Here is an 18,547-nt window from a genome sequence, read left to right as displayed (position 1 = left end):
TACAATAATATAGTTTAATGTCTTCATCAGACTCAACTAAACGATACAATAAATATACTATTTTACAAGTAGTTCCTGCTCTAGTTTCAGGCGGAGTGGAGAGAGGTACGATAGAAGTCGCAAAACATCTTAAGCTACTCGGTCATACCCCGATCGTTATTTCTGCCGGCGGTACCTTGGTTAAAGAATTAGACAATAACGATATCTTGCATATTTACGTGAATAGCGCTACTAAAAATCCTTTTATGATTTGGCGTAATGCAAAAATAATAGCAGACATAATTAAAAAATATAAGGTGGATTTAATACATACTAGGTCGCGAGCACCGGCTTGGAGTTCTTACTTGGCGGCAAAAGCAACTAATACTAAATTCATAACCACTTTTCACGGTATTTATAATATTTCCAATTCGCTTAAAAAATATTATAATAGCATCATGCTTAAGGGCGAAAAAATTATCGCCGTTTCTAATTTCGTAAAAAAACATTTATTAGAAAATTATAAAGTTGATGAAGATAAAATTGAGGTAATTGATCGCGGAGTAAATTGCGATTATTTTGATCCGACGAATCTTACTCAAGAAAAGCTCACGAAATGCCGAGAAAAATACGGCGCCCCTAGCAACGTTCCTATAATATTATTACCTTCTCGTATGACGAGCTGGAAAGGTCACCTTGTTTTAGTAGAGGCATTAAGTAAATTAAAACATCGAGATTTTTATTGTTTAATGGTTGGAGATTTGTCTAGGCATCCTAATTTTACCAATCGAGTAAAAGAACTTATCACTAATTTAAAATTACAAAATAAAATTCAAATTTTCGGTAATGATTCCGATATAATACATTTATACGGCATTTCGGATATAATTATATCTGCCTCAATTGAACCCGAAGCTTTTGGTCGCACTATTATTGAAGGTCAGGCTATGGAAAAACTTGTTATTGCCACTAATATCGGCGGAGCGGTTGAAACAATAAGCGATAATATAACAGGTTTTCACGTCAAACCGAATGATGCCGATGATTTAGCCCAAAAAATTGATTATTGTTTATCCATCCTTAATACCGATGAAGCTAAAAAAATTGAAGAAGCAGCAAGACATACTGTAATTAATGATTTTTCTCTTGATTTGATGCTCCGAAAAAATTTAGAATTATATAAAGAAGTCCTAAAATAAATTTTTTTTTGTTTTATCTATATATTCAAAACAGCTTTTTTATAACAATTTTAACCTCCGCAAGCAATGTTTCCTCGAATCATTTTTTTAAAATTATAGACTCTATTACATAAATAACTTTTAAAAACTTCTCTTTTGTAATAGAATATTATTATCATTTTTAAATATTTTGAGAGTAAAACATCAATGTCCGCTCAAATAATCGAGTTATTAATTTTTGCAGGTATCGCTTTTTTTATTATTAATAAGCTAATTACTACGCTTGGCTCTACTTCCGACGACGATCCGACTAAAAACAAATCATATTTCGGCGAGCCGCCTGTTAAAGACGTTACTTATACTTCAAAAAATTCAAATGATTCTGCTAAAAAAACTGAACCGACTGCCGAAGATTTAAAAGCTTTAGACGGTTTGATAGTCGAGCAAAATCTAACGCCGGTCGTTGACGGTATGGAAATGCTACAAAAACGCCTTAGATCATTTAGACCGGTTAGTTTTATAAATAATGCCAAAGCAGCGTTTCAAATGATTATTGAAGCAGTAACTAATAAGCAAAAAGATGAGCTATCACAGTTAATAGATAAAAGATTTTTAGAAAAATTTGAAGAAATAGCACCAAGTTACGGGGATTTTATAGATTCAACTAGTTTAAACGCACAATTTTCCGAGATTTATATGTTCGGTAATAATGTTTTTATTAAGCTATTATTTCAAGGCAAAAATGTTGTTGATAAGCTTGAAAACCTTAAAGAAGAATGGACATTTACCCGCAGCACCAACACTAGCGACGTAGATTGGTTTTTAAGTAACGTTGAAAGAGTGTAATTTGGTATAGCATAAAGGACTGTCATACCGTGGTCAAGCCTACTAGTGTACGAACGTTAAGAAAAAGGCTGTGTCATGCCGTGACTTGACCGGCTTTGTTGCATGGATCAAATTTTTGATGTCATTCCCGCGAAAGCGGGAATCCAGAAAAATTATAGTCATCCTGAATTTATTTCAGGATCTGTTAAAGAGATGCTGAAACAAGTTCAGCATGACAAAGAAAAGCCTGGATTCCCGCCTACGCGGGAATGACATACGACACTTTTTTAGAGCCGTGCAACAAAGCCCCACCGTCGGCACTTTGTGCCTCCTCTCAATGACGGTGTTTTTATAACAAATAATTTAGTCTTTATGCATTTTTCCCGTATTATCGGTACTATATTAACAATATTTTCTATTATTTTTATGTTTCAAACCCAAGCTCAAGCTAAAATAATTGCTAAAAATGATAATAATACACTAATTCCCCGGCAAGTTTTATTCGGTAATCCTGATAAAATGAGAGTTTCTTTAACCCATGACGGTAAATATATTGCTTATATCGCGCCAAAAGACGGCGTACTAAATATTTGGCTAGCACCTTCAGATGACTTAAGTAAAGCAGAAGTAATAACCAATGATAAGGAACGCGGTATTAGATCATATTCCATAGCCTATAATAATAAAAATATTTTATACTCCCAAGATTATAAGGGAGATGAAAATTTTCGTATTTATAGCTATAATATCGAGACCAAAGAAACAAAGCTTATTACGCCTAAAAGTAAAGTATTAGCCTTTATTTTAGGAATTAGTCATAAGCTCCCTAACGAGATATTAATTGCCTTAAATGATCGAGACCCTAAATATTTCGATGTTTATAAATTAAATCTTAATAGTTTAGAAAAAGAACTAATATTCAAAAACGAAAAATTTACCGGCTTCACGGTTGACGATGACTTACAAATAAGATTCGGGGAGCTATTAGATGAAAACAGCAATACCGAATATCACGAACTGAAAAACGGCGAATGGAAGTTATTTACTAAAATATCTATGGAAGATTCCTTTAATACTTCTTTTCTTGGCTTTGACGCTAGCGGCGATATTCTTTACATACTTGACGGACGCGATCGTAACACCTCAGCACTCAAATCTTTAAACTTAACTACCGGTAAGACGGAGTTAATCGCTGAAGACGATAAAGCAGATGTCGGAATATTCGCCGTGCATCCGACTAAAGGAACTCCTCAAGCGGTAGCAGTTAATTATGAAAGAGTTTCTTATAAAATTTTAGATAATTCAATTAAAGAAGATATTGAGTATTTACAAAATATCGATCGTGGAGACTTAATTATCAATAGCCGAACACTTGACGATAAGATGTGGTTAGTTGCTTATTTAAGCGACAATGCCCCGGTAAAATATTACAAATATAACCGTGAAAAGAAAAAAGCCGAATTTTTATTTTCCAACCGTAAGGCCCTTGAACAATATAACTTAGCTAAGATGATACCGGTAATTATTAAGTCACGAGACGAGTTGGATTTAGTTAGCTATATCACTTTTCCGAATGACGTTCAGCTTGATAAAGATAATATACCGGGTAAAACATTACCGTTAATAATTAACGTACATGGCGGACCATGGGCGCGTGATAGTTGGGGATATGATCCGGAACATCAATGGCTGGCGAATCGTGGTTATGCGGTGCTTAGCATAAATTACCGAGGCTCTACCGGTTTCGGCAAAAATTTTCTTAATGCCGGCAATTTAGAATATGGTCGTAAAATGCACGACGATCTCATTGACGGCGTGAATTGGGCGATTAAAAATAATATAGCCGATCCCGATAAAATCGCTATTATGGGCGGAAGCTACGGAGGCTACGCCACACTCGTCGGTATGACCATGACGCCTAGCGTATTTGCTTGCGGTGTCGACGTGGTCGGCATGTCTAATTTATTAACTCACGTAGAAACTAAAGCACCTTACGTAATCCCTCTTCTTAGTATTTATAAAACAAGAATCGGTCCATGGGATACCGAAGAAGAAAAAGAATTTTTAAGACAAAGATCACCGATAAACTTTATCGACAATATTAAAAAACCGCTTTTTATTGCTCAAGGAGCTCACGACCCACGCGTAGTACAAGCGGAATCCGATCAAATAGTAAAAGCTATGCAGGCTAGAAAAATTCCGGTGATTTATGCACTTTATAAAGATGAAGGACACGGCTTTGCCAGACCGGCAAATAGATTATCATATTATGCTTTAGCCGAACAATTTTTAGCTAAAATTTTGAAAGGGAGAAAAGAGCATATAGGCACAGATTTAAAAGGCTCTAACCTAATATTAAACGATAAAGAAAATTTTAGCGGTGAGACGGCAGAAAAAATTATTGACGAGGCTATTAGGTAAGTAACGTTAGTACTGTCATTCCGTGGTCGTAGCGGCTTTGTTGCATGGATGGTTAAAAACGCCCTCGGTGTCATTCCCGCGCAGGCGGGAATCCAGAAAAATTATAGTCATCCTGAATTTATTTCAGGATCTGTTAAAGAGATGCTGAAACAAGTTCAGCATGACAAAGAAAAGACTGGATTCCCGCCTACGCGGGAATGACATAAAAGGACGCAGGGAATGATATCAAAGCAAGCAACACCTTCGCAGGAATGACATTAAAATTTTGAGGCTATCATGATAATCAAAAATACTGAAAATTCGTACGGCTTAATTACCAAGCTCTTTCATTGGATAATGACTGTTATAATTATCATAATGATTATTGTCGGGTTTGTGATGGGTGACCTTGCAGATCAACAACAGAACCTACAGCTTTATGCCCTTCATAAAGCAACAGGCATATTAGTATTATCGTTAGTAATAGTAAGGTTGTTATGGAAGTTTTATAACGCTTCCGTCGCCTTACCTCTTGATTTACCGAATTGGCAAAAAAAAGCCGCAACAATCAATATTAACTTATTATATATTTTGATGTTGATTATGCCCGTTAGCGGCTTTCTTATGACGATCCTAGCAAATCACGATATCGATTTTTACGGATTATTTACTATTAAATCATTCATGCAAGATAAACAAACAGCAAAAATCTTCAAAAAAATTCATGAAAGCTGCGCCCTTATATTCTCGGCTTTAATCATTCTTCATATTTTAGCTGCTCTTTATCATCATTTTATTAGGAAAGATAACGTTCTTAAAAGGATGTGGATAGGAAGCAGCTAGGAATTAAAGTAGATTAATGTCATTCCCGCGTGGCGTTGTTGCATGGATGGTTAAAATCGCTTAAAACTTGTCATACCGTGGTCAAGCCGGCTTTGTTGCATGGCTCGATAAAGCGGCAGTATGTCATTCCCGTGAAAACGGGAAGCTAGAAAAATTATAGTCATCCTGAATTTATTTCAGGATCTGTTAAAGAGATGCTGAAACAAGTTCAGCATGACAAAGAAAAGCCTGGATTCCCGTTTGCACGGGAATGACATAGAACATGCTTTAACCTATCCTCTTCAACATTATTTTTGCTGCTTTTATTCCTGATTCTCTAGAGTTTTTTATAGTAGTAATTTCAGTATGGAAAACCATTTTACTACCCTCTACACTACCTAACATATAGTCGGTTTTAATTTTCTCTTCTCCTTGATAAGTAGAATAAGCAGCTACGGGCGTGCGACAATTTGCATCTAAATACTCTAAAAATGCTCGCTCAGGCTTTATTAATTCCGAGGTTGGCAAATGATTAATTTTCCTACATATCTCAAGCATCTTGTTATTTTCTTCTAGGGTTTCTACCGCAATAACCCCTTGCCCTATAGCGGGGAGCATTTGCCTGATATCAATTAAATTACAATATTCGGGATTAAAGCATTCAAACCTTGCAAGCCCGGCATAGGCTAAAATCGTTGCATCAACTTCTTTATTCATTAATTTTCTGATTCTTGAATCTATATTTCCACGAAAAGTTACTATCTGCAAATCCGGTCTTATTTTTTGCAAAAACGCTTTTCTTCGAGGTGACGACGTACCTACTATTGCATGTTGCGGCAACTCTTCAATTGATTTGTACCGCGTGCAAATAAAAGCATCTCTTGGGTCTTCTCGCTCTAACACGGCAGCAATTATTAACCCTTGCGGTATTCTTCCGGGTACGTCTTTTAAAGAATGAACGGCTAAATCTATTTTTTTATCTAACAATGCTTGCTCTATTTCCTTTAAAAATAAAGCCTTACCGCCAATGTCATACAGAGCTTTATCTTGAATTAAATCCCCGCCGGTTACGATATGGATTATTTCACAATCAATAGCTGGAAAGTTGAGCTTTATTTGCTCAACCACTAGATTAGTTTGAATTAAGGCTAACGGACTCTTTCTTGTCCCTATTTTAATAAGCTGTTTCATTTAACTACCGATAAGCTGAAATGGGCTAGTAAAATTAAGATAATTACCTTCTATTACCGCTTCATGATTCATTATAAAAGGATGATTTATTTGACCGTGACCGATTCCTAGAGCATGATATGTCGGCAGTTGCGGGATATGATTACGGCAAAAAGCTTCTATAGAAATTGTTTCATTTCCATCGCTATTAGTGAAATCACCGAAAATTATAGCTTTGACATTATCAAACATTCCGGCATTTTTTAGCTGCATTAAATTACGATGAATAGCATAACCTTTTTCATTAACATCTTCCAATATTAAAATTTTCTTATCAAGGTTAGGAGAAAGTTTTGTACCGATCATTTTAGTTAAAACAGTTAAATTACCGCCACTAACTTTTCCTACTATATTATTTTCATTAGGTTTATTAATCGGCATAACTGCTATTTTACTATCTTCGCCCTCAATTATATTTATTATCTCTTGAATATCTTGATTAGTAGAAGGCAATAAGGATGTTAAAACCGAGCCGTGAATACTCGGCATATTATAATATTGATTCAGTAATAAATGCAAAACAGTGATATCACTATAACCTATCAGGATTTTATCACCTGCCATTTTTATATCAAAACACTCCTGGGCAAATTCGCCGCAGCTATACCCTCCACGAAAAGCCCAGATAATTTTAACTTCAGAGTTTTCCATTGCTTCCTTAAACATTCTTAGCCGTTCAGTTTTAGGAGCAGCAAAAAAAGGTAATTCATCTCCGGCAAAAATTTTATCATCTACTAAAACTTTAAACCCTCGCTCTACTAATATCTTTTTTGCTTCCTCTAATCTATTTTCAGCATCACGACAACTGGAAGAAGGGGCTATAATAGAAATAAAGTCTGTTTCTTTGTTAAAGGTAATCATAATTCCAATATTCTCTCATTAAGTAACGTTGTCATGCCGTGGTCAAGCCTGCGTTGTTGCATGGATCGAAATCCTTGTAAAAAAGCACCGTCATTGCGAGGAGGGACGTAGTCCCGACGTGGCAATCCAGAGAAAAAATAGCAAAAAATGCTATGAAACTTATTATTTTCTAGATTGCCGCGCTCCCTTTGGTCGCTCGCAATGACGTTTGGGGTATCCATGCAACAAAGCCGGTCAAGCCCACTACTGTACGAACGTTGAAAAAAGGCTGTGTCATGCCGTGACTTGATCACGGCATCCAGGAAAATAAAGCCATATTAGACTTATTTTAGAATCTTTTTATGATATTATAAGCCGGATTCCGTGGTCGTAGCCACGGAATGACAGAATTTTTACCTCTTTATTTAAACGTTCGTACAGTAGTGGGTCAAGCCTGCGTTGTTGCATGGATCGAAATCCTTGTAAAAAAGCACCGTCATTGCGAGGAGGGACGTAGTCCCGACGTGGCAATCCAGAGAAAAAATAGCAAAAAATGCTATGAAACTTATTATTTTCTAGATTGCCGCGCTCCCTTTGGTCGCTCGCAATGACGTTTGGGGTATCTATGCAACAACGCCGGCTTGACCACGGTATGACAGCACACGCAAAACAGCTAAAACGGCAACGTAAAAATAAAACTCGTCTTACCTTTGCTATCATTTTCTGCCCAAATTTTACCGCCGTGTAATTCTATTACTTTCTTACATAACGCAAGCCCTACTCCTCTTCCTCCTGCCGTGGTACGAGTCTTTGAGCTGACGACGAACACCCCGAATATACTTTTCAACTCTTCTTTAGGGACTCCTATTCCACTATCTTTTATGCTAAATAAAATGCCGAATTCTGTTTTTTCTAAGGTAATTTTTATAATACCCTCATTACTATAAGTAATTGCATTAATAATTAAATTATCAAATGTATGTTTGATATAATGAAGGTCACCCTTAAATATAATATTATCATCAATCTCAAAAACAAAATTTAACTCTTTGTTATTTAAATATAATTTTCGACAAACTTTAATTCTCTCATATAAAAGCTCGCTTAAATTTAAATTTTTCTTATGCAAATGATAACTAAGCGTCGATAATTTAGAAAAATCTAAGATATTATTCATTAAGCTATTTAACCGAATAGAGCTTTTAGCAATTATTTCTATCGCCTTGCGCCGCTGCTTATCGTCAAATTTGTCATATTTTTCCCATAAAGTTTCCCCTAAACTAATAATGCCGGTTAAAGGTGTATGGATTTCATGGTTTATATTACGTAAAAATTCATGTTTTAAATCTAATAATTTTTCTAATTCTTCTTCCCTATAACTTACCTGTTTTTCTAAATGAGTATTTTGTGACTCAATTAATTGATGCTGCTCCTGTTTCGGTTTTAAAAAAATTATTAACAGACTACTAAATAACGTTAGCAAATATATTATCTCTGCTTGCAGATTATACTCATCAATTAATAACTTTTCTTTCATAAAATATTTATAAAATTCAACGCCGGCAAAGACACCGCTTATAGTCATAATTAAAGTAATATGCCATCTAAATAGGGTCGCGACTATTATTAAATTAATCATAAAAATCATCACTTCTAATTTATGGAAATTACTAGTGATAACAAGTAAACCGGCAAAAAATATTAAGATAACAAATATGCCGATAAACCAGAAAAATGCTATAATATTTTCTTTTTTAAATCTTACCGGCCATAACGGATAAGTTATAAGAATCGTTGAAACGGCAAGCACACAGTGATAAATAAAATTATATATCTCTAAATGATTTTTTATTTTACCGGCAGGAGTGGTATATAAAGAGGAAAAAATAGACGCAACAATAAATACACCGACATAGCTATAAGTAATTTCTTGTTTAGGCAGCGTATTTCGCCAAAATTTAAAAATGTTAAATGTTCTTGCTAAACTATATAATTTTATTAATTGACGTTTTCGCTCCAACCTTAATATTTTTAATGCTAAAGGCAACTCGAAAGAATTAAATCCACCGGGCTGCTTCAAAATATAATGACTACCGATAAAAAATATTACATTCGCGAGCGTTGCCGGTAATATTGCATATATGCCGGTAAATTCTCTTAAAGAAAATAAATACCATAATAAGTTAGTTATTATTGCAGCAGCCATGCCGATAAAAAAGGATTTAGCAGTCGAGCGAAAACCGAATATTAACAAAATTAACGGCATAGTAACTAACGGCGCATAAAAGCCGGTTACAATCAAAAATAGATTTACTAAATTTTTCGTATAAAGCGATAAAATAAAACCTAATATACCGACAATAATTGCCGTTATATAAGAAAAAGCTAGCGGAAATTTTTTAGCTAAATCGTTTGAAAAAGTCACGGTAGCAACATTAATATAAGAATTAGTACTTGATATTATCATCGCCATAATTCCGCCGACTATTAACCCCTTAAACCCCGTATAGCTTTTAATAATTTGCAAAAATAATATATTCGGCTCAATATTCGGAGCTTGGGACAATAATAACATGGCAATCCAAATAAACAGTGCCGATAAGCAAAAACATATTATAACGGCAATGAAAAAAGAGTTCGATATTTGCCTCGTGTCTTTTGCCATTAAAATTCGTTGAAAAATTGACGGACCGAGGGACGGAATAGAAAAATATACAAAAATACTTAGTGACATCCAAAATTTAGGACTTTTATAACTAAATAACTCGTGAAAATCAACCATATGGCTTTGCACAACCGAGTTAACCGTAATATTTGGATCACTAAAAACATTCCAAGCTATCACCCCGATAACCGGTATAACGGCACTATAAGTAAAAAACTGTACGGCATCGGTAAAAGTCACCGATCTTATACCGCCAAAAGCCGAATAACTTATTATTACGGCAGCCATAAGTAAATCTACGTAAAAATTTGAAATATTAAAAAATAACTCCAATATTAGACTAGCTACATGGAATTGCATGGCAATCTTGCCGATAACCGTTAATATACTCGATATAGCCGTAATAACTCGCGCTTTATTGCCGTAGATATTACCCATTATTTCTGCCACTGACAACGCTCCTAGGAATCTTTCCAGGCGAGGAGCTAAAAAGTAACTAATCAACAACCAACTAACAACGCCGCCAACTATACTCGGTATTAGGTAAAATAGTCCTTCCGTATAGACTCTTGAGCTATCTACTAAAAAACTACTGCTACCGATCCACGTAGCAATAAGCGTTGCAACTATGGTACCTGTGGAAAAATTTCTTTTTCCTATAGCATATTCCCGAATATTTTTTATTCCTTTAATATTAAGGAATCCTATTACTATATTAACGACTAAAAAACCGATAAAAATGATAACATCTATATTGGAATGTAAAAATGTCATAAGTTATGTATTTTATTTATAGTAATTTTTCATTCCCGCCTTCACGCATAAATGTTAATTTAAGCGGTAAAGGTCCATAAAGTCCGTCATTGCGAGGAGGCAATGTCCGCGTGGATGGTTAAAACCGCTTAAAACTTGTCATACCGGCCCCTCCACGGTATCCGGAAAAAGCCTTAATAAAAAGACTGGATGCCGTGGTCAAGCAACTAGATGACACCGAACGCTTTGCAAAAATTCGAGCCATACAACAACGCTGAGCAACGGCGGGAATGACATATTCTTTGAGACAATTTTTGATCCACGCGGCCAATGCAGCAGGGAAATAACATCACATACTAATTTACTACCTCTTCTATCAAATCACTCAAAAGTCTATGACCTTCTTTTTTTCTTTTCAATAAATTTTTTGACGCTCGTGCTAACATATTACGGTTTTTTATTAGCATTAATATTTTATCGGCTAATTTTACTTCAGAAATGCCTACCTGCTCCATGCACCACCCCGCCCCTGCATCCTCTAGTAATTTTGCATTATAAAATTGATGATTTTCTGACGCTATAGGAAGGGGGATAAAAATAGCCGGCATACCTATATAGGTTAATTCTTCTATAGTAGAGGCTCCGGCTCGTGAAATTACTAAATCCGTATTTTGATATCGGTGAGCGATATCCTCAAAAAATTCTGCCAACTCATAACGAATATTTAATTGCGAATATATTTTTTTAATCTCTACTTGATCATCCTTTGCCGCCTGTTGGGTAATATGTAATTTTAATTCCGGATGTTTTTGTATTAAAAATTTTATGCTTCTAGGTAGTAATTCAGAAAATATTTTAGCTCCTTGGCTTCCACCGAAAATAAATATTCTGAAGATGTTATCCCCTGCTCTTGAATCCGTCATAGTGAGGCGCTCCTTAGCGCCGTGGCTATCCGGAAAAACATTATCTAATAATACTAGTTTTTCTCTGGATTGCCGCGTCGTGGCTTTGCCACTCCTCGCAATGACGTACTCGTCTATATCTCTAATACTTTCCCTAACTACTCCTCCGGTAATTACAGGTTTGTTTTTTAGGGTATTAGGTAAATTCTTTGTTTGCTCATAAGCTAAAGCAATTTTTGTAGCAAATTTTGCAAAAAACTTATTAACTTTTCCTAAATAAGAATTTTGTTCATGAATTATGATCGGCATCCTTAAATACAAAGCTGCAAACATTGAAGACACAACCGGATACCCTCCAAATCCCACAACAACACTTGCTTTAAGAGTATATAATAGTCTGATAGATTTATAAACACTAGCTAGCAAAGCTATGAAAAACCTAATTTTTTGTAAAGAAGATGTAGGATATCTTTTTAAGTCTATTATATGAAATGTTAATTTGGGAAGCGGTATTATATATTTTTGACATCTAAGATCAGTAATAAGATGCACTTCGTAGCCTCTGCTTATTAATTCTTCGCCAATAGCCGTGGCAGCAAAAAAATGCCCCCCTGTGCCGCCTGCTACTAAAATTATTTTTTTCATAATTAGACCTTTTGCCAAACTCGCTTATTCTCGGGAATTTGAAGGATACACTTTACCTCGAACCATAGCGTACTTTTTCGTACGTGAACCGACTTTGTTGCATGGTTCGATAAAAGCAGCAGTATGTCATTCCCGCGAAGGCGGGAATCCAGAAAGTATTTAAGCGAATTATATAGTAAATTTTTATATAATTTTATTTATTTTAAGTATTTTTTCTAGATTCCCGCCTTTAGCTAGAATGACATCGAAAATTTGAGCCATGCAACAACGCCACGTGAATCCCAACTATGGATAAGTTTTTAAAATAAAAACTTATCCATAGTTCGCGTTATGTGAGGATTCGAGTCTAGGCTCGACGTACAAATTACCAGAAGAAATAGAGTTTCGCAAGAGGTCTATTTCAGTATTGTAAAATTTTATATGAAGTCAGAGGAGTTTTATATTTGGTAAAACCAAGCAGCATACCGGTTGCAATCGCTATAGCAAGTGTTGAAGACCCGCCATAGCTAATAAACGGCAGCGTCATACCTTTTGTCGGCAATAAATGCAGTGTGACGCCGATATTAATAATTGACTGTAGACCTAGCTGGGCAATTATCCCGCTTGCGGCAAATTGGATGAATTTATCTTTTTCATTCACCACTTTAACAAAACTTCTAAGCACTATAAAGGCAAATATCCCAATGACGATTAAACAAATAATTGCCCCGAATTCTTCTCCTGCAACCGCAAAAATAAAATCCGTATGTGAATCCGGTAACACTTGTTTTACCGCACCTTCTCCCGGTCCGCGACCATATAAACCGCCATGCTCAAAGGCTCTAAGAGACTTACTAACCTGATAATTTTCGCTACTATCGGGGTCTAAAAAAGAATTGATTCTTTGAGTCACGTGAGGCAGCCAAAAATAGGCAACACTTACCCCTATCAGCCCTATAAAGCTAGTTAGTATAATCCAGAATATCGGCATACCGGCAATAAAAAGCTGAATGCCGAAAACTGCCGTAATCATGACTAACATGCCGAAATCCGGCTGAATAATTAATAATAACGCCACGATAAAATAGAGTATAATACCGACAGAAAAGCTAGGAAAATCTTTTTCAAATTTTAACGATAATATCCAACCTATAACCACCGCAAAGAACGGTTTTATAAATTCCGACGGTTGAATCGATAAGCCCCCAATATTAATCCAGCGAGTAGCCCCTTTTACTTCATAGCCAAAAAATTTAACCAAAACTAGTAATATTATACTAAAAATAAAGCCCAATATGGCAAATCGTTTAAGCCATTTTTTATTAAAACACGAAAATAATACTATAAGACCCGAAGCTACGCTTAAATAAAATATTTGTCGTGAAGAAAAATAATTTTCTTCCAAGCCGATTCTGTTCGCCACCGCCGAACCTGACGTAGTAACTAACATTAGACTAAAAGCAAATAAAATCATTAACGAGATGACGATTTGCTGATCGGTACTACGCCACCATGATTTAATAAAGTTATTAGATATTTGATTATTTTGTGACATTTTGGAGTTTTTAAAAATTTTTATTCCTTTAAGTAATCTTTTAATAAATTAAAGCCGGTAGTATTTTCTATTTTTGCTCTAATAAAGTTATAGTCTATTTGGTTATTTTTTAGTGGTATTGCAATTTTTACATCTTTTAATAATTTTGTATTACTACATTTTCTATAATAAGTAAATTTCCAAGCACTATTTCTTATTGCGGTACATAGAAATATTTTAAAATATAGATTATTATATTCTTCTTTCAATTTCCCCACTAAAACATCAGCATTTGCCGTAAATTTATATGGTTGATAAAATGCACAACAAGAAGAGCCATTAGCAGAAATTGTAATACAATCTATATGAGTAATGTTATTTGGAACATCATAATAACCGATTATACCGTTATTGGATTCAGTTGTAGTTATAACTGGGATATCACCTTCTTTTAAAGAATTAATAGGTGGACATTTACCGCGTTTAATTGATATAAAGAATTCAGAAATATCAAATATTTTTAAGTCTTTTTTATCTTGCTTATTGATTTGCTTAGATTTATGTTTTTCTTGATTAATAAAAGCTTGTAATAAATTTGTAGTAATTTCAAAAGTAGTATTAAAATCGTTGAAAGCCTGTAAATAACTTTCAGGAGCTAAATCATAGCTATTATCATATATATTGAGTTTTGATAGCCCTATTACTTTTTCAATAGCATCAATTTTATTATTTAATAAAATATGTTCTTTGACTTTTTGCTTTACTAATTCAATATTTGAAGGTATATTATCTGATATAACTCTTTTGGCTTTCCTCATGGTATAGCCATCGTCCATTATTGCAAACAATACTTCTTTATTAAAATCATGTGGCTTATGTGCTTCAATTATTATAGCATAAGTTCCTTTTGAGGCAACAGGGTAAAATAGCTCATCAGATAATTTAATAACCGTTTTTACCGTATGCCTATTTAGTAATTCCTTTCTCCATGTTATTTCTCCTTTTCCATCACTTGCTGAAGTAATTGTCGAGGTTGGGACTATAGCAAATAATATTCCCCCTTTAACCATTTGAGAAAGCGCATGATCAATAAATTTATATTCTTCCTCGTTTTCTATTGCAAAGGGAGGATTCATTAATACTTTTGACATAAAAGCTTCCCCTGTGTCTTTTGTAGTTAATAAATCTATTTTTCTATATTCTCCATTTACTTTTCTAAACTTACTATTTAATGTATTGCCCTCATATACATTACTTTTACCATCACCTCTAAATATCATATTAACCAATGCTAAACCCACTATTTCAGCATCTTGCTCTATACCATAAATATGTTTTGTTCTAAATTCACTAATTTGCTCTTCTGAAGCTTTGGATTTCACATAGTCAAAAGCTGAAACTAAAAAACCTCCCGTTCCACAGGTAGGATCAAAAACAAAATCATTATACCCAATATCAATACATTCAACAGCAAATTTTGTTATATGCCTAGGCGTTAAAACAATTCCTATTTCTTTTGCATCATTAGCATACTTTAAAAATATCTCATAAAATTGTCCTAAAATATCTCTACCACTATTAATAGCAGAGCGTATATTTAAATTTTTCAATTCTTGGACTGTGTCGACTAAAGCCTGTCTATGTTTTATATGATTATCTTTTGAAGTCGGCAATTTTAATTCAATTTCTTGTACAAAATTTTCTTTATTATGTTTTGTTAAAATACTATGCACTCTTGCATTTATATCTTTTATTAAAATTGTTGGTTCTTTGCTAATTTTTAGATATTCATCTTCTGCTAAAGCTAAAAGTATAGAAGCAATAACTTTTGCACGGTTTCTTTTATTTATAGCCCCATTATGTAATATATTATTAATCTTATTTGCTTTTTCCAAAAATAATTCATCAGCAATAACTTCTTCATTAATTGAATAATGCTGAATATTAATAATTTTATCAATCATTTCTGGGGTTAAAAAACCTGTTGTTTTATAATCATTTACTTGAATTCTGCACCAATTCTGATTATATAAATAATAAGTCTCAACTAAGAATGAATCTTCTTTATTACCGGCAACTCCACTAATAAAAACACAACTATTTTCCTGAATATCATTAAGCATAGTTGCATAATCTTTAGCTTCATTTACTGCTGTTTCTAATTCTTTATGACCTGCTTTTGCTTCAATAATCCACCATAAATTATTAGCAAGCTTAATTACATTCTCTGGTACTTTTCTTTTTAAAGCCTTTTTTAATATTTCATTTTGTAAAGCTTCATGTTGAGTATATACTTGACCATTACTATTTATACTTGGATTCTTTATATTCCAACCAAGCTCTTTTAAAGAGTTTTGTATAAATGCATATGCTCTAAATTCACTGTTTTTCATAATTAAGACTTTAATTTATTTTTTCCAAACACAACTTAATAAACAACTCCCCGCGCTGTTCAAAATCTTTAAACTGATCGTAAGACGCACAAGCGGGAGCAAGTAATATATTTTTAATCTTCTCCTTATCTTTACAAGCATCTTCATAAGCATTGTTAAAAGCTTGTTCTAAATTCTCACATATTTCAAAATCTACTTTGTTTTTAAGAGTTTTTTCAAAATTTTCCTTAGCTTGTCCAAATAGATAGGCTTTTTTAACGTGAACTAACGAAGATATTATCTTTTCAATCCCCCCTTCTTTAGCTATTCCGCCCGCTAACCAGTAAATATTATCAAGTGCTTTAATTGATTTAGAGGCAGCTTCGGCATTGGTTGCTTTACTATCATTATAAAAACCAACCCGCCCCACACTACCGATATACTGCATCCGATGCGGTAAACCTTGAAATTGTTTTATGGATGAGAGTATTTGCGAAGGCTCAAGGCTCATAGCTCTTGCGACCGCATAGCTTGCTGCAATATTTTCGTAATTATGTAGCCCTTGAAGGTTCTTGTTAAACGGCAAAGTAAAACTCGCCTCGGCAAGGAATTTATCATAAATTTTATCTTTTACAATCGATATTCCTTTATCAAGGATTTTAGTAACCGAAAAAGGAATTAAATTTATATTTTGTTCTTGTTCCAGTTTTAAAAAAATTTCTTTAGAATAATCGTTATCAATGTTAATTATTGCATAATCATCTTTAGCCATGCGGTCAAAAATTTTACATTTAGCGGCAATATAGGAATCCATATTTTTATGCCTATCTAAATGATCGGGCGTAATATTAAGGAGTATTGCTATATTGGCTTTAAAAATTTTTATTAAATCTAGTTGGAAAGAAGATAATTCAAGCACGTAACCCGCTCTACCCGTTCCGGCTTTTAAAGCAGGAAGCCCTATATTGCCGACAGCGGGATAATCAAAACCGTTTAAATTTAAAATATGACTGATTAAGGCAGTGCTAGTGCTTTTACCGTTCGTACCGGTAACGGCAATGAAATTGGAATTTTTAGAATTTTCAAATAATAAATCTATATCCGAAATAATCGGTATGTTATAACGGCTTGCTAACTCGACTATTTCATGATCGAACGGAATACCCGGGCTTAGTATGATTTTATCGCAGCTTTGCCATTTAGAATTTGTTAAATTAGTTAGATATTTTTCTCCGTATAAATCGGTAAATATATCCCTACTATCTTTAGAATCGTCATAAACGATTATTTGTGCTTCCTCTTTCAATACTTCATAAACTGATAGACCGGTTTTACCAAGACCGAAAATACCTATATTTTGTTTTTGCGATGAGGTAATCATTTGATATTATTATTTTTTACCCTTTGATGTCATTCCTACAATGACGCATATGCGTCAGTTTAAGGAACGAGTTTTTAGCAAACCTATTCGAGCCATGCAACAACGCCGGCTTGATCACGGTATGACAGAAAGCTAAACCCTTTGCTTTCGGAATAACTCCCAAAACAATCACTCTATTTCTTGCATTAAAGCTTTCTCACCGTCATTAAATTCTCCTGACGCTTTCGTGCTTGTATTACCGGATATTTGCTGAACAGCCGGAAGCGGTAAATCGTAATGCGGCGGGACTTCTAGCATTTTGCTACGCTGAACTTGATACTCATTCGGTCCCGGCGTTGATATCCCGACAGTTTCTTTAAACTTTTTATTACATGAAGACGTAATTATCAAAATTGTAAATAATAAAAAAATTATACGCACTTAATTACCTTTAAATTAACATTATAAATTAGAATCGTTATGCTTTGCTTGGCGGATTTCTTCTGCCAGAATTTCAATTTGTGCTTTATCATAATCAGCCTTAGCTTTTTCTTCAACAATTTTTTTACTATTATAAAAATCTCTTATTAGCACCAACACCCCAAGCGAAATAAAACTATCTGCCAAATTGAAGATAGGAAAGCTATAATCGTAATAATGAAAATGTATAAAGTCAAATACCGCTCCGCGACTAAATCTATCAATTAAATTCCCGATAGCACCGCCGATTACAAAACTATAACCGGCAAAACCGAGCATAGTAGCAGAGCGGAGCATCATATAATATAAATAACAAACGATAACCGAATTAGTTACTATAAAAAAACCGTTACTATATTGGTAATAATTTCGCAGTAATCCAAAACTAATCCCATAATTCCAGCTATAAACCATATCTAAAAAAGAAGTGAGCTTTAACGTTAACCCCGGTATCCCCCTTAAATTATCAATGAACCACCATTTTGTTACTTGGTCAATAATCGCTAAAGTTATTATTATACGGCTACTGCGGCACAATGTTAGATATAATTTTTTTAATTTCTGAAATAATGGCATATCTATA

20 protein-coding genes are annotated in these 18,547 nt (G+C 34.2%); 8 read left to right on the top strand and 12 right to left on the bottom strand.

Annotation, left to right across the window (positions count from 1 at the left end; translation table 11 throughout):
- The first annotated feature begins 17 nt into the window (after positions 1-17).
- From AAGD64_RS03230 to AAGD64_RS03200, 7 genes are all read left to right on the top strand, one after another.
- A complete protein-coding gene (locus tag AAGD64_RS03230; RefSeq protein ID WP_253307892.1) occupies positions 18-1,178 on the top strand; it encodes a glycosyltransferase family 4 protein in 1,161 nt (386 codons plus the stop codon).
- A 186-nt stretch (positions 1,179-1,364) separates the two neighbouring features.
- Positions 1,365-2,003 (top strand): Tim44 domain-containing protein, encoded by a 639-nt coding sequence (locus AAGD64_RS03225; protein WP_253307893.1) that lies wholly within the window; start codon positions 1,365-1,367, stop codon positions 2,001-2,003.
- Between the two features lie 102 nt (positions 2,004-2,105).
- On the top strand, positions 2,106-2,255 hold the full coding sequence (locus AAGD64_RS03220; protein WP_253307894.1) for a hypothetical protein: 150 nt from the start codon (positions 2,106-2,108) through the stop codon (positions 2,253-2,255).
- The gene (locus AAGD64_RS03215) at positions 2,215-2,337 is read left to right on the top strand and encodes a hypothetical protein (RefSeq protein ID WP_341793845.1); all 123 of its coding nucleotides are present in this window, start codon (positions 2,215-2,217) and stop codon (positions 2,335-2,337) included. The genes AAGD64_RS03220 and AAGD64_RS03215 overlap by 41 nt, the downstream gene beginning before the upstream one ends.
- A gap of 17 nt (positions 2,338-2,354) precedes the next feature.
- The gene (locus AAGD64_RS03210; RefSeq protein WP_341794144.1) at positions 2,355-4,403 is read left to right on the top strand and encodes a S9 family peptidase; all 2,049 of its coding nucleotides are present in this window, start codon (positions 2,355-2,357) and stop codon (positions 4,401-4,403) included.
- A 48-nt stretch (positions 4,404-4,451) separates the two neighbouring features.
- On the top strand, positions 4,452-4,604 hold the full coding sequence (locus AAGD64_RS03205) for a hypothetical protein (RefSeq protein ID WP_341793844.1): 153 nt from the start codon (positions 4,452-4,454) through the stop codon (positions 4,602-4,604).
- Positions 4,605-4,679: 75 nt separating this feature from the next.
- Positions 4,680-5,225, top strand: a complete 546-nt coding sequence (locus tag AAGD64_RS03200; protein ID WP_341793843.1) for a cytochrome b — start codon at positions 4,680-4,682, stop codon at positions 5,223-5,225.
- Positions 5,226-5,492: 267 nt separating this feature from the next.
- Here AAGD64_RS03200 and hemC read toward each other — a convergent pair whose 3' ends face one another.
- From hemC to murG, 7 genes are all read right to left on the bottom strand, one after another.
- Entirely contained in the window at positions 5,493-6,395 is a 903-nt protein-coding gene (hemC, locus tag AAGD64_RS03195; protein WP_341793842.1) for a hydroxymethylbilane synthase, read from the bottom strand.
- Positions 6,396-7,295, bottom strand: coding sequence for an LD-carboxypeptidase (locus AAGD64_RS03190; RefSeq protein ID WP_253307897.1), 900 nt, complete (start codon positions 7,293-7,295; stop codon positions 6,396-6,398).
- Complete coding sequence (locus AAGD64_RS03185) at positions 7,292-7,588, bottom strand: hypothetical protein (RefSeq protein WP_341793841.1); 297 nt, start codon at positions 7,586-7,588, stop codon at positions 7,292-7,294. The genes AAGD64_RS03190 and AAGD64_RS03185 overlap by 4 nt, the downstream gene beginning before the upstream one ends.
- 46 nt (positions 7,589-7,634) lie before the next feature.
- A complete protein-coding gene (locus AAGD64_RS03180; RefSeq protein ID WP_341793840.1) occupies positions 7,635-7,994 on the bottom strand; it encodes a hypothetical protein in 360 nt (119 codons plus the stop codon).
- On the bottom strand, positions 7,948-10,713 hold the full coding sequence (locus AAGD64_RS03175; RefSeq protein WP_341793839.1) for a sodium:solute symporter family transporter: 2,766 nt from the start codon (positions 10,711-10,713) through the stop codon (positions 7,948-7,950). Before AAGD64_RS03175 ends, AAGD64_RS03180 begins: the two co-directional genes overlap by 47 nt.
- Before the next feature lie 118 nt (positions 10,714-10,831).
- On the bottom strand, positions 10,832-10,957 hold the full coding sequence (locus AAGD64_RS03170) for a hypothetical protein (RefSeq protein WP_341793838.1): 126 nt from the start codon (positions 10,955-10,957) through the stop codon (positions 10,832-10,834).
- 91 nt (positions 10,958-11,048) lie between these two features.
- Positions 11,049-12,239, bottom strand: coding sequence for an undecaprenyldiphospho-muramoylpentapeptide beta-N-acetylglucosaminyltransferase (murG, locus tag AAGD64_RS03165; protein ID WP_341793837.1), 1,191 nt, complete (start codon positions 12,237-12,239; stop codon positions 11,049-11,051).
- Here murG and AAGD64_RS03160 point away from each other — a divergent pair.
- Positions 12,208-12,402 (top strand): hypothetical protein, encoded by a 195-nt coding sequence (locus tag AAGD64_RS03160; protein ID WP_341793836.1) that lies wholly within the window; start codon positions 12,208-12,210, stop codon positions 12,400-12,402. The two genes, murG and AAGD64_RS03160, sit on opposite strands and share 32 nt — an antisense overlap.
- Before the next feature lie 237 nt (positions 12,403-12,639).
- On the opposite strand, the gene ftsW is transcribed toward AAGD64_RS03160, so the two are convergent.
- The 5 genes from ftsW to lspA form a co-directional block, all read right to left on the bottom strand.
- Complete coding sequence (gene ftsW / locus AAGD64_RS03155; RefSeq protein WP_341793835.1) at positions 12,640-13,773, bottom strand: putative lipid II flippase FtsW; 1,134 nt, start codon at positions 13,771-13,773, stop codon at positions 12,640-12,642.
- Between the two features lie 20 nt (positions 13,774-13,793).
- Positions 13,794-16,145 carry an N-6 DNA methylase gene (locus AAGD64_RS03150; RefSeq protein WP_341793834.1) on the bottom strand — a complete coding sequence of 784 codons (2,352 nt, stop codon included), beginning with the start codon at positions 16,143-16,145 and terminating at the stop codon, positions 13,794-13,796.
- Positions 16,146-16,155: 10 nt separating this feature from the next.
- Entirely contained in the window at positions 16,156-17,502 is a 1,347-nt protein-coding gene (murD, locus tag AAGD64_RS03145; protein WP_341794143.1) for a UDP-N-acetylmuramoyl-L-alanine--D-glutamate ligase, read from the bottom strand.
- Positions 17,503-17,673: 171 nt separating this feature from the next.
- On the bottom strand, positions 17,674-17,925 hold the full coding sequence (locus tag AAGD64_RS03140; RefSeq protein WP_341793833.1) for a DUF3035 domain-containing protein: 252 nt from the start codon (positions 17,923-17,925) through the stop codon (positions 17,674-17,676).
- A 21-nt stretch (positions 17,926-17,946) separates the two neighbouring features.
- Complete coding sequence (gene lspA / locus AAGD64_RS03135) at positions 17,947-18,540, bottom strand: signal peptidase II (RefSeq protein ID WP_341793832.1); 594 nt, start codon at positions 18,538-18,540, stop codon at positions 17,947-17,949.
- Between the last annotated feature and the right edge of the window lie 7 nt (positions 18,541-18,547).

The organism is Rickettsia endosymbiont of Ceutorhynchus obstrictus (genome assembly GCF_964026565.1).
Classification (GTDB): domain Bacteria; phylum Pseudomonadota; class Alphaproteobacteria; order Rickettsiales; family Rickettsiaceae; genus Rickettsia.
Note: the sequence above shows the minus strand (reverse complement) of the source record. Positions and strands in the feature narration are given on the sequence as shown.

Excerpts from the sequence above, each read along its gene's own strand:
- AAGD64_RS03230 (WP_253307892.1), top strand. The coding sequence starts at position 18 with ATGTCTTCATCAGACTCAACTAAACGATACAATAAATATACTATTTTA.
- AAGD64_RS03225 (WP_253307893.1), top strand. The coding sequence starts at position 1,365 with ATGTCCGCTCAAATAATCGAGTTATTAATTTTTGCAGGTATCGCTTTT.
- AAGD64_RS03220 (WP_253307894.1), top strand. The coding sequence starts at position 2,106 with ATGGATCAAATTTTTGATGTCATTCCCGCGAAAGCGGGAATCCAGAAA.
- AAGD64_RS03215 (WP_341793845.1), top strand. The coding sequence starts at position 2,215 with ATGACAAAGAAAAGCCTGGATTCCCGCCTACGCGGGAATGACATACGA.
- AAGD64_RS03210 (WP_341794144.1), top strand. The coding sequence starts at position 2,355 with ATGCATTTTTCCCGTATTATCGGTACTATATTAACAATATTTTCTATT.
- AAGD64_RS03205 (WP_341793844.1), top strand. The coding sequence starts at position 4,452 with ATGGTTAAAAACGCCCTCGGTGTCATTCCCGCGCAGGCGGGAATCCAG.
- AAGD64_RS03200 (WP_341793843.1), top strand. The coding sequence starts at position 4,680 with ATGATAATCAAAAATACTGAAAATTCGTACGGCTTAATTACCAAGCTC.
- hemC (WP_341793842.1), bottom strand. The coding sequence starts at position 6,395 with ATGAAACAGCTTATTAAAATAGGGACAAGAAAGAGTCCGTTAGCCTTA.
- AAGD64_RS03190 (WP_253307897.1), bottom strand. The coding sequence starts at position 7,295 with ATGATTACCTTTAACAAAGAAACAGACTTTATTTCTATTATAGCCCCT.
- AAGD64_RS03180 (WP_341793840.1), bottom strand. The coding sequence starts at position 7,994 with ATGATAGCAAAGGTAAGACGAGTTTTATTTTTACGTTGCCGTTTTAGC.
- AAGD64_RS03175 (WP_341793839.1), bottom strand. The coding sequence starts at position 10,713 with ATGACATTTTTACATTCCAATATAGATGTTATCATTTTTATCGGTTTT.
- AAGD64_RS03170 (WP_341793838.1), bottom strand. The coding sequence starts at position 10,957 with ATGGCTCGAATTTTTGCAAAGCGTTCGGTGTCATCTAGTTGCTTGACC.
- murG (WP_341793837.1), bottom strand. The coding sequence starts at position 12,239 with ATGAAAAAAATAATTTTAGTAGCAGGCGGCACAGGGGGGCATTTTTTT.
- ftsW (WP_341793835.1), bottom strand. The coding sequence starts at position 13,773 with ATGTCACAAAATAATCAAATATCTAATAACTTTATTAAATCATGGTGG.
- AAGD64_RS03150 (WP_341793834.1), bottom strand. The coding sequence starts at position 16,145 with ATGAAAAACAGTGAATTTAGAGCATATGCATTTATACAAAACTCTTTA.
- lspA (WP_341793832.1), bottom strand. The coding sequence starts at position 18,540 with ATGCCATTATTTCAGAAATTAAAAAAATTATATCTAACATTGTGCCGC.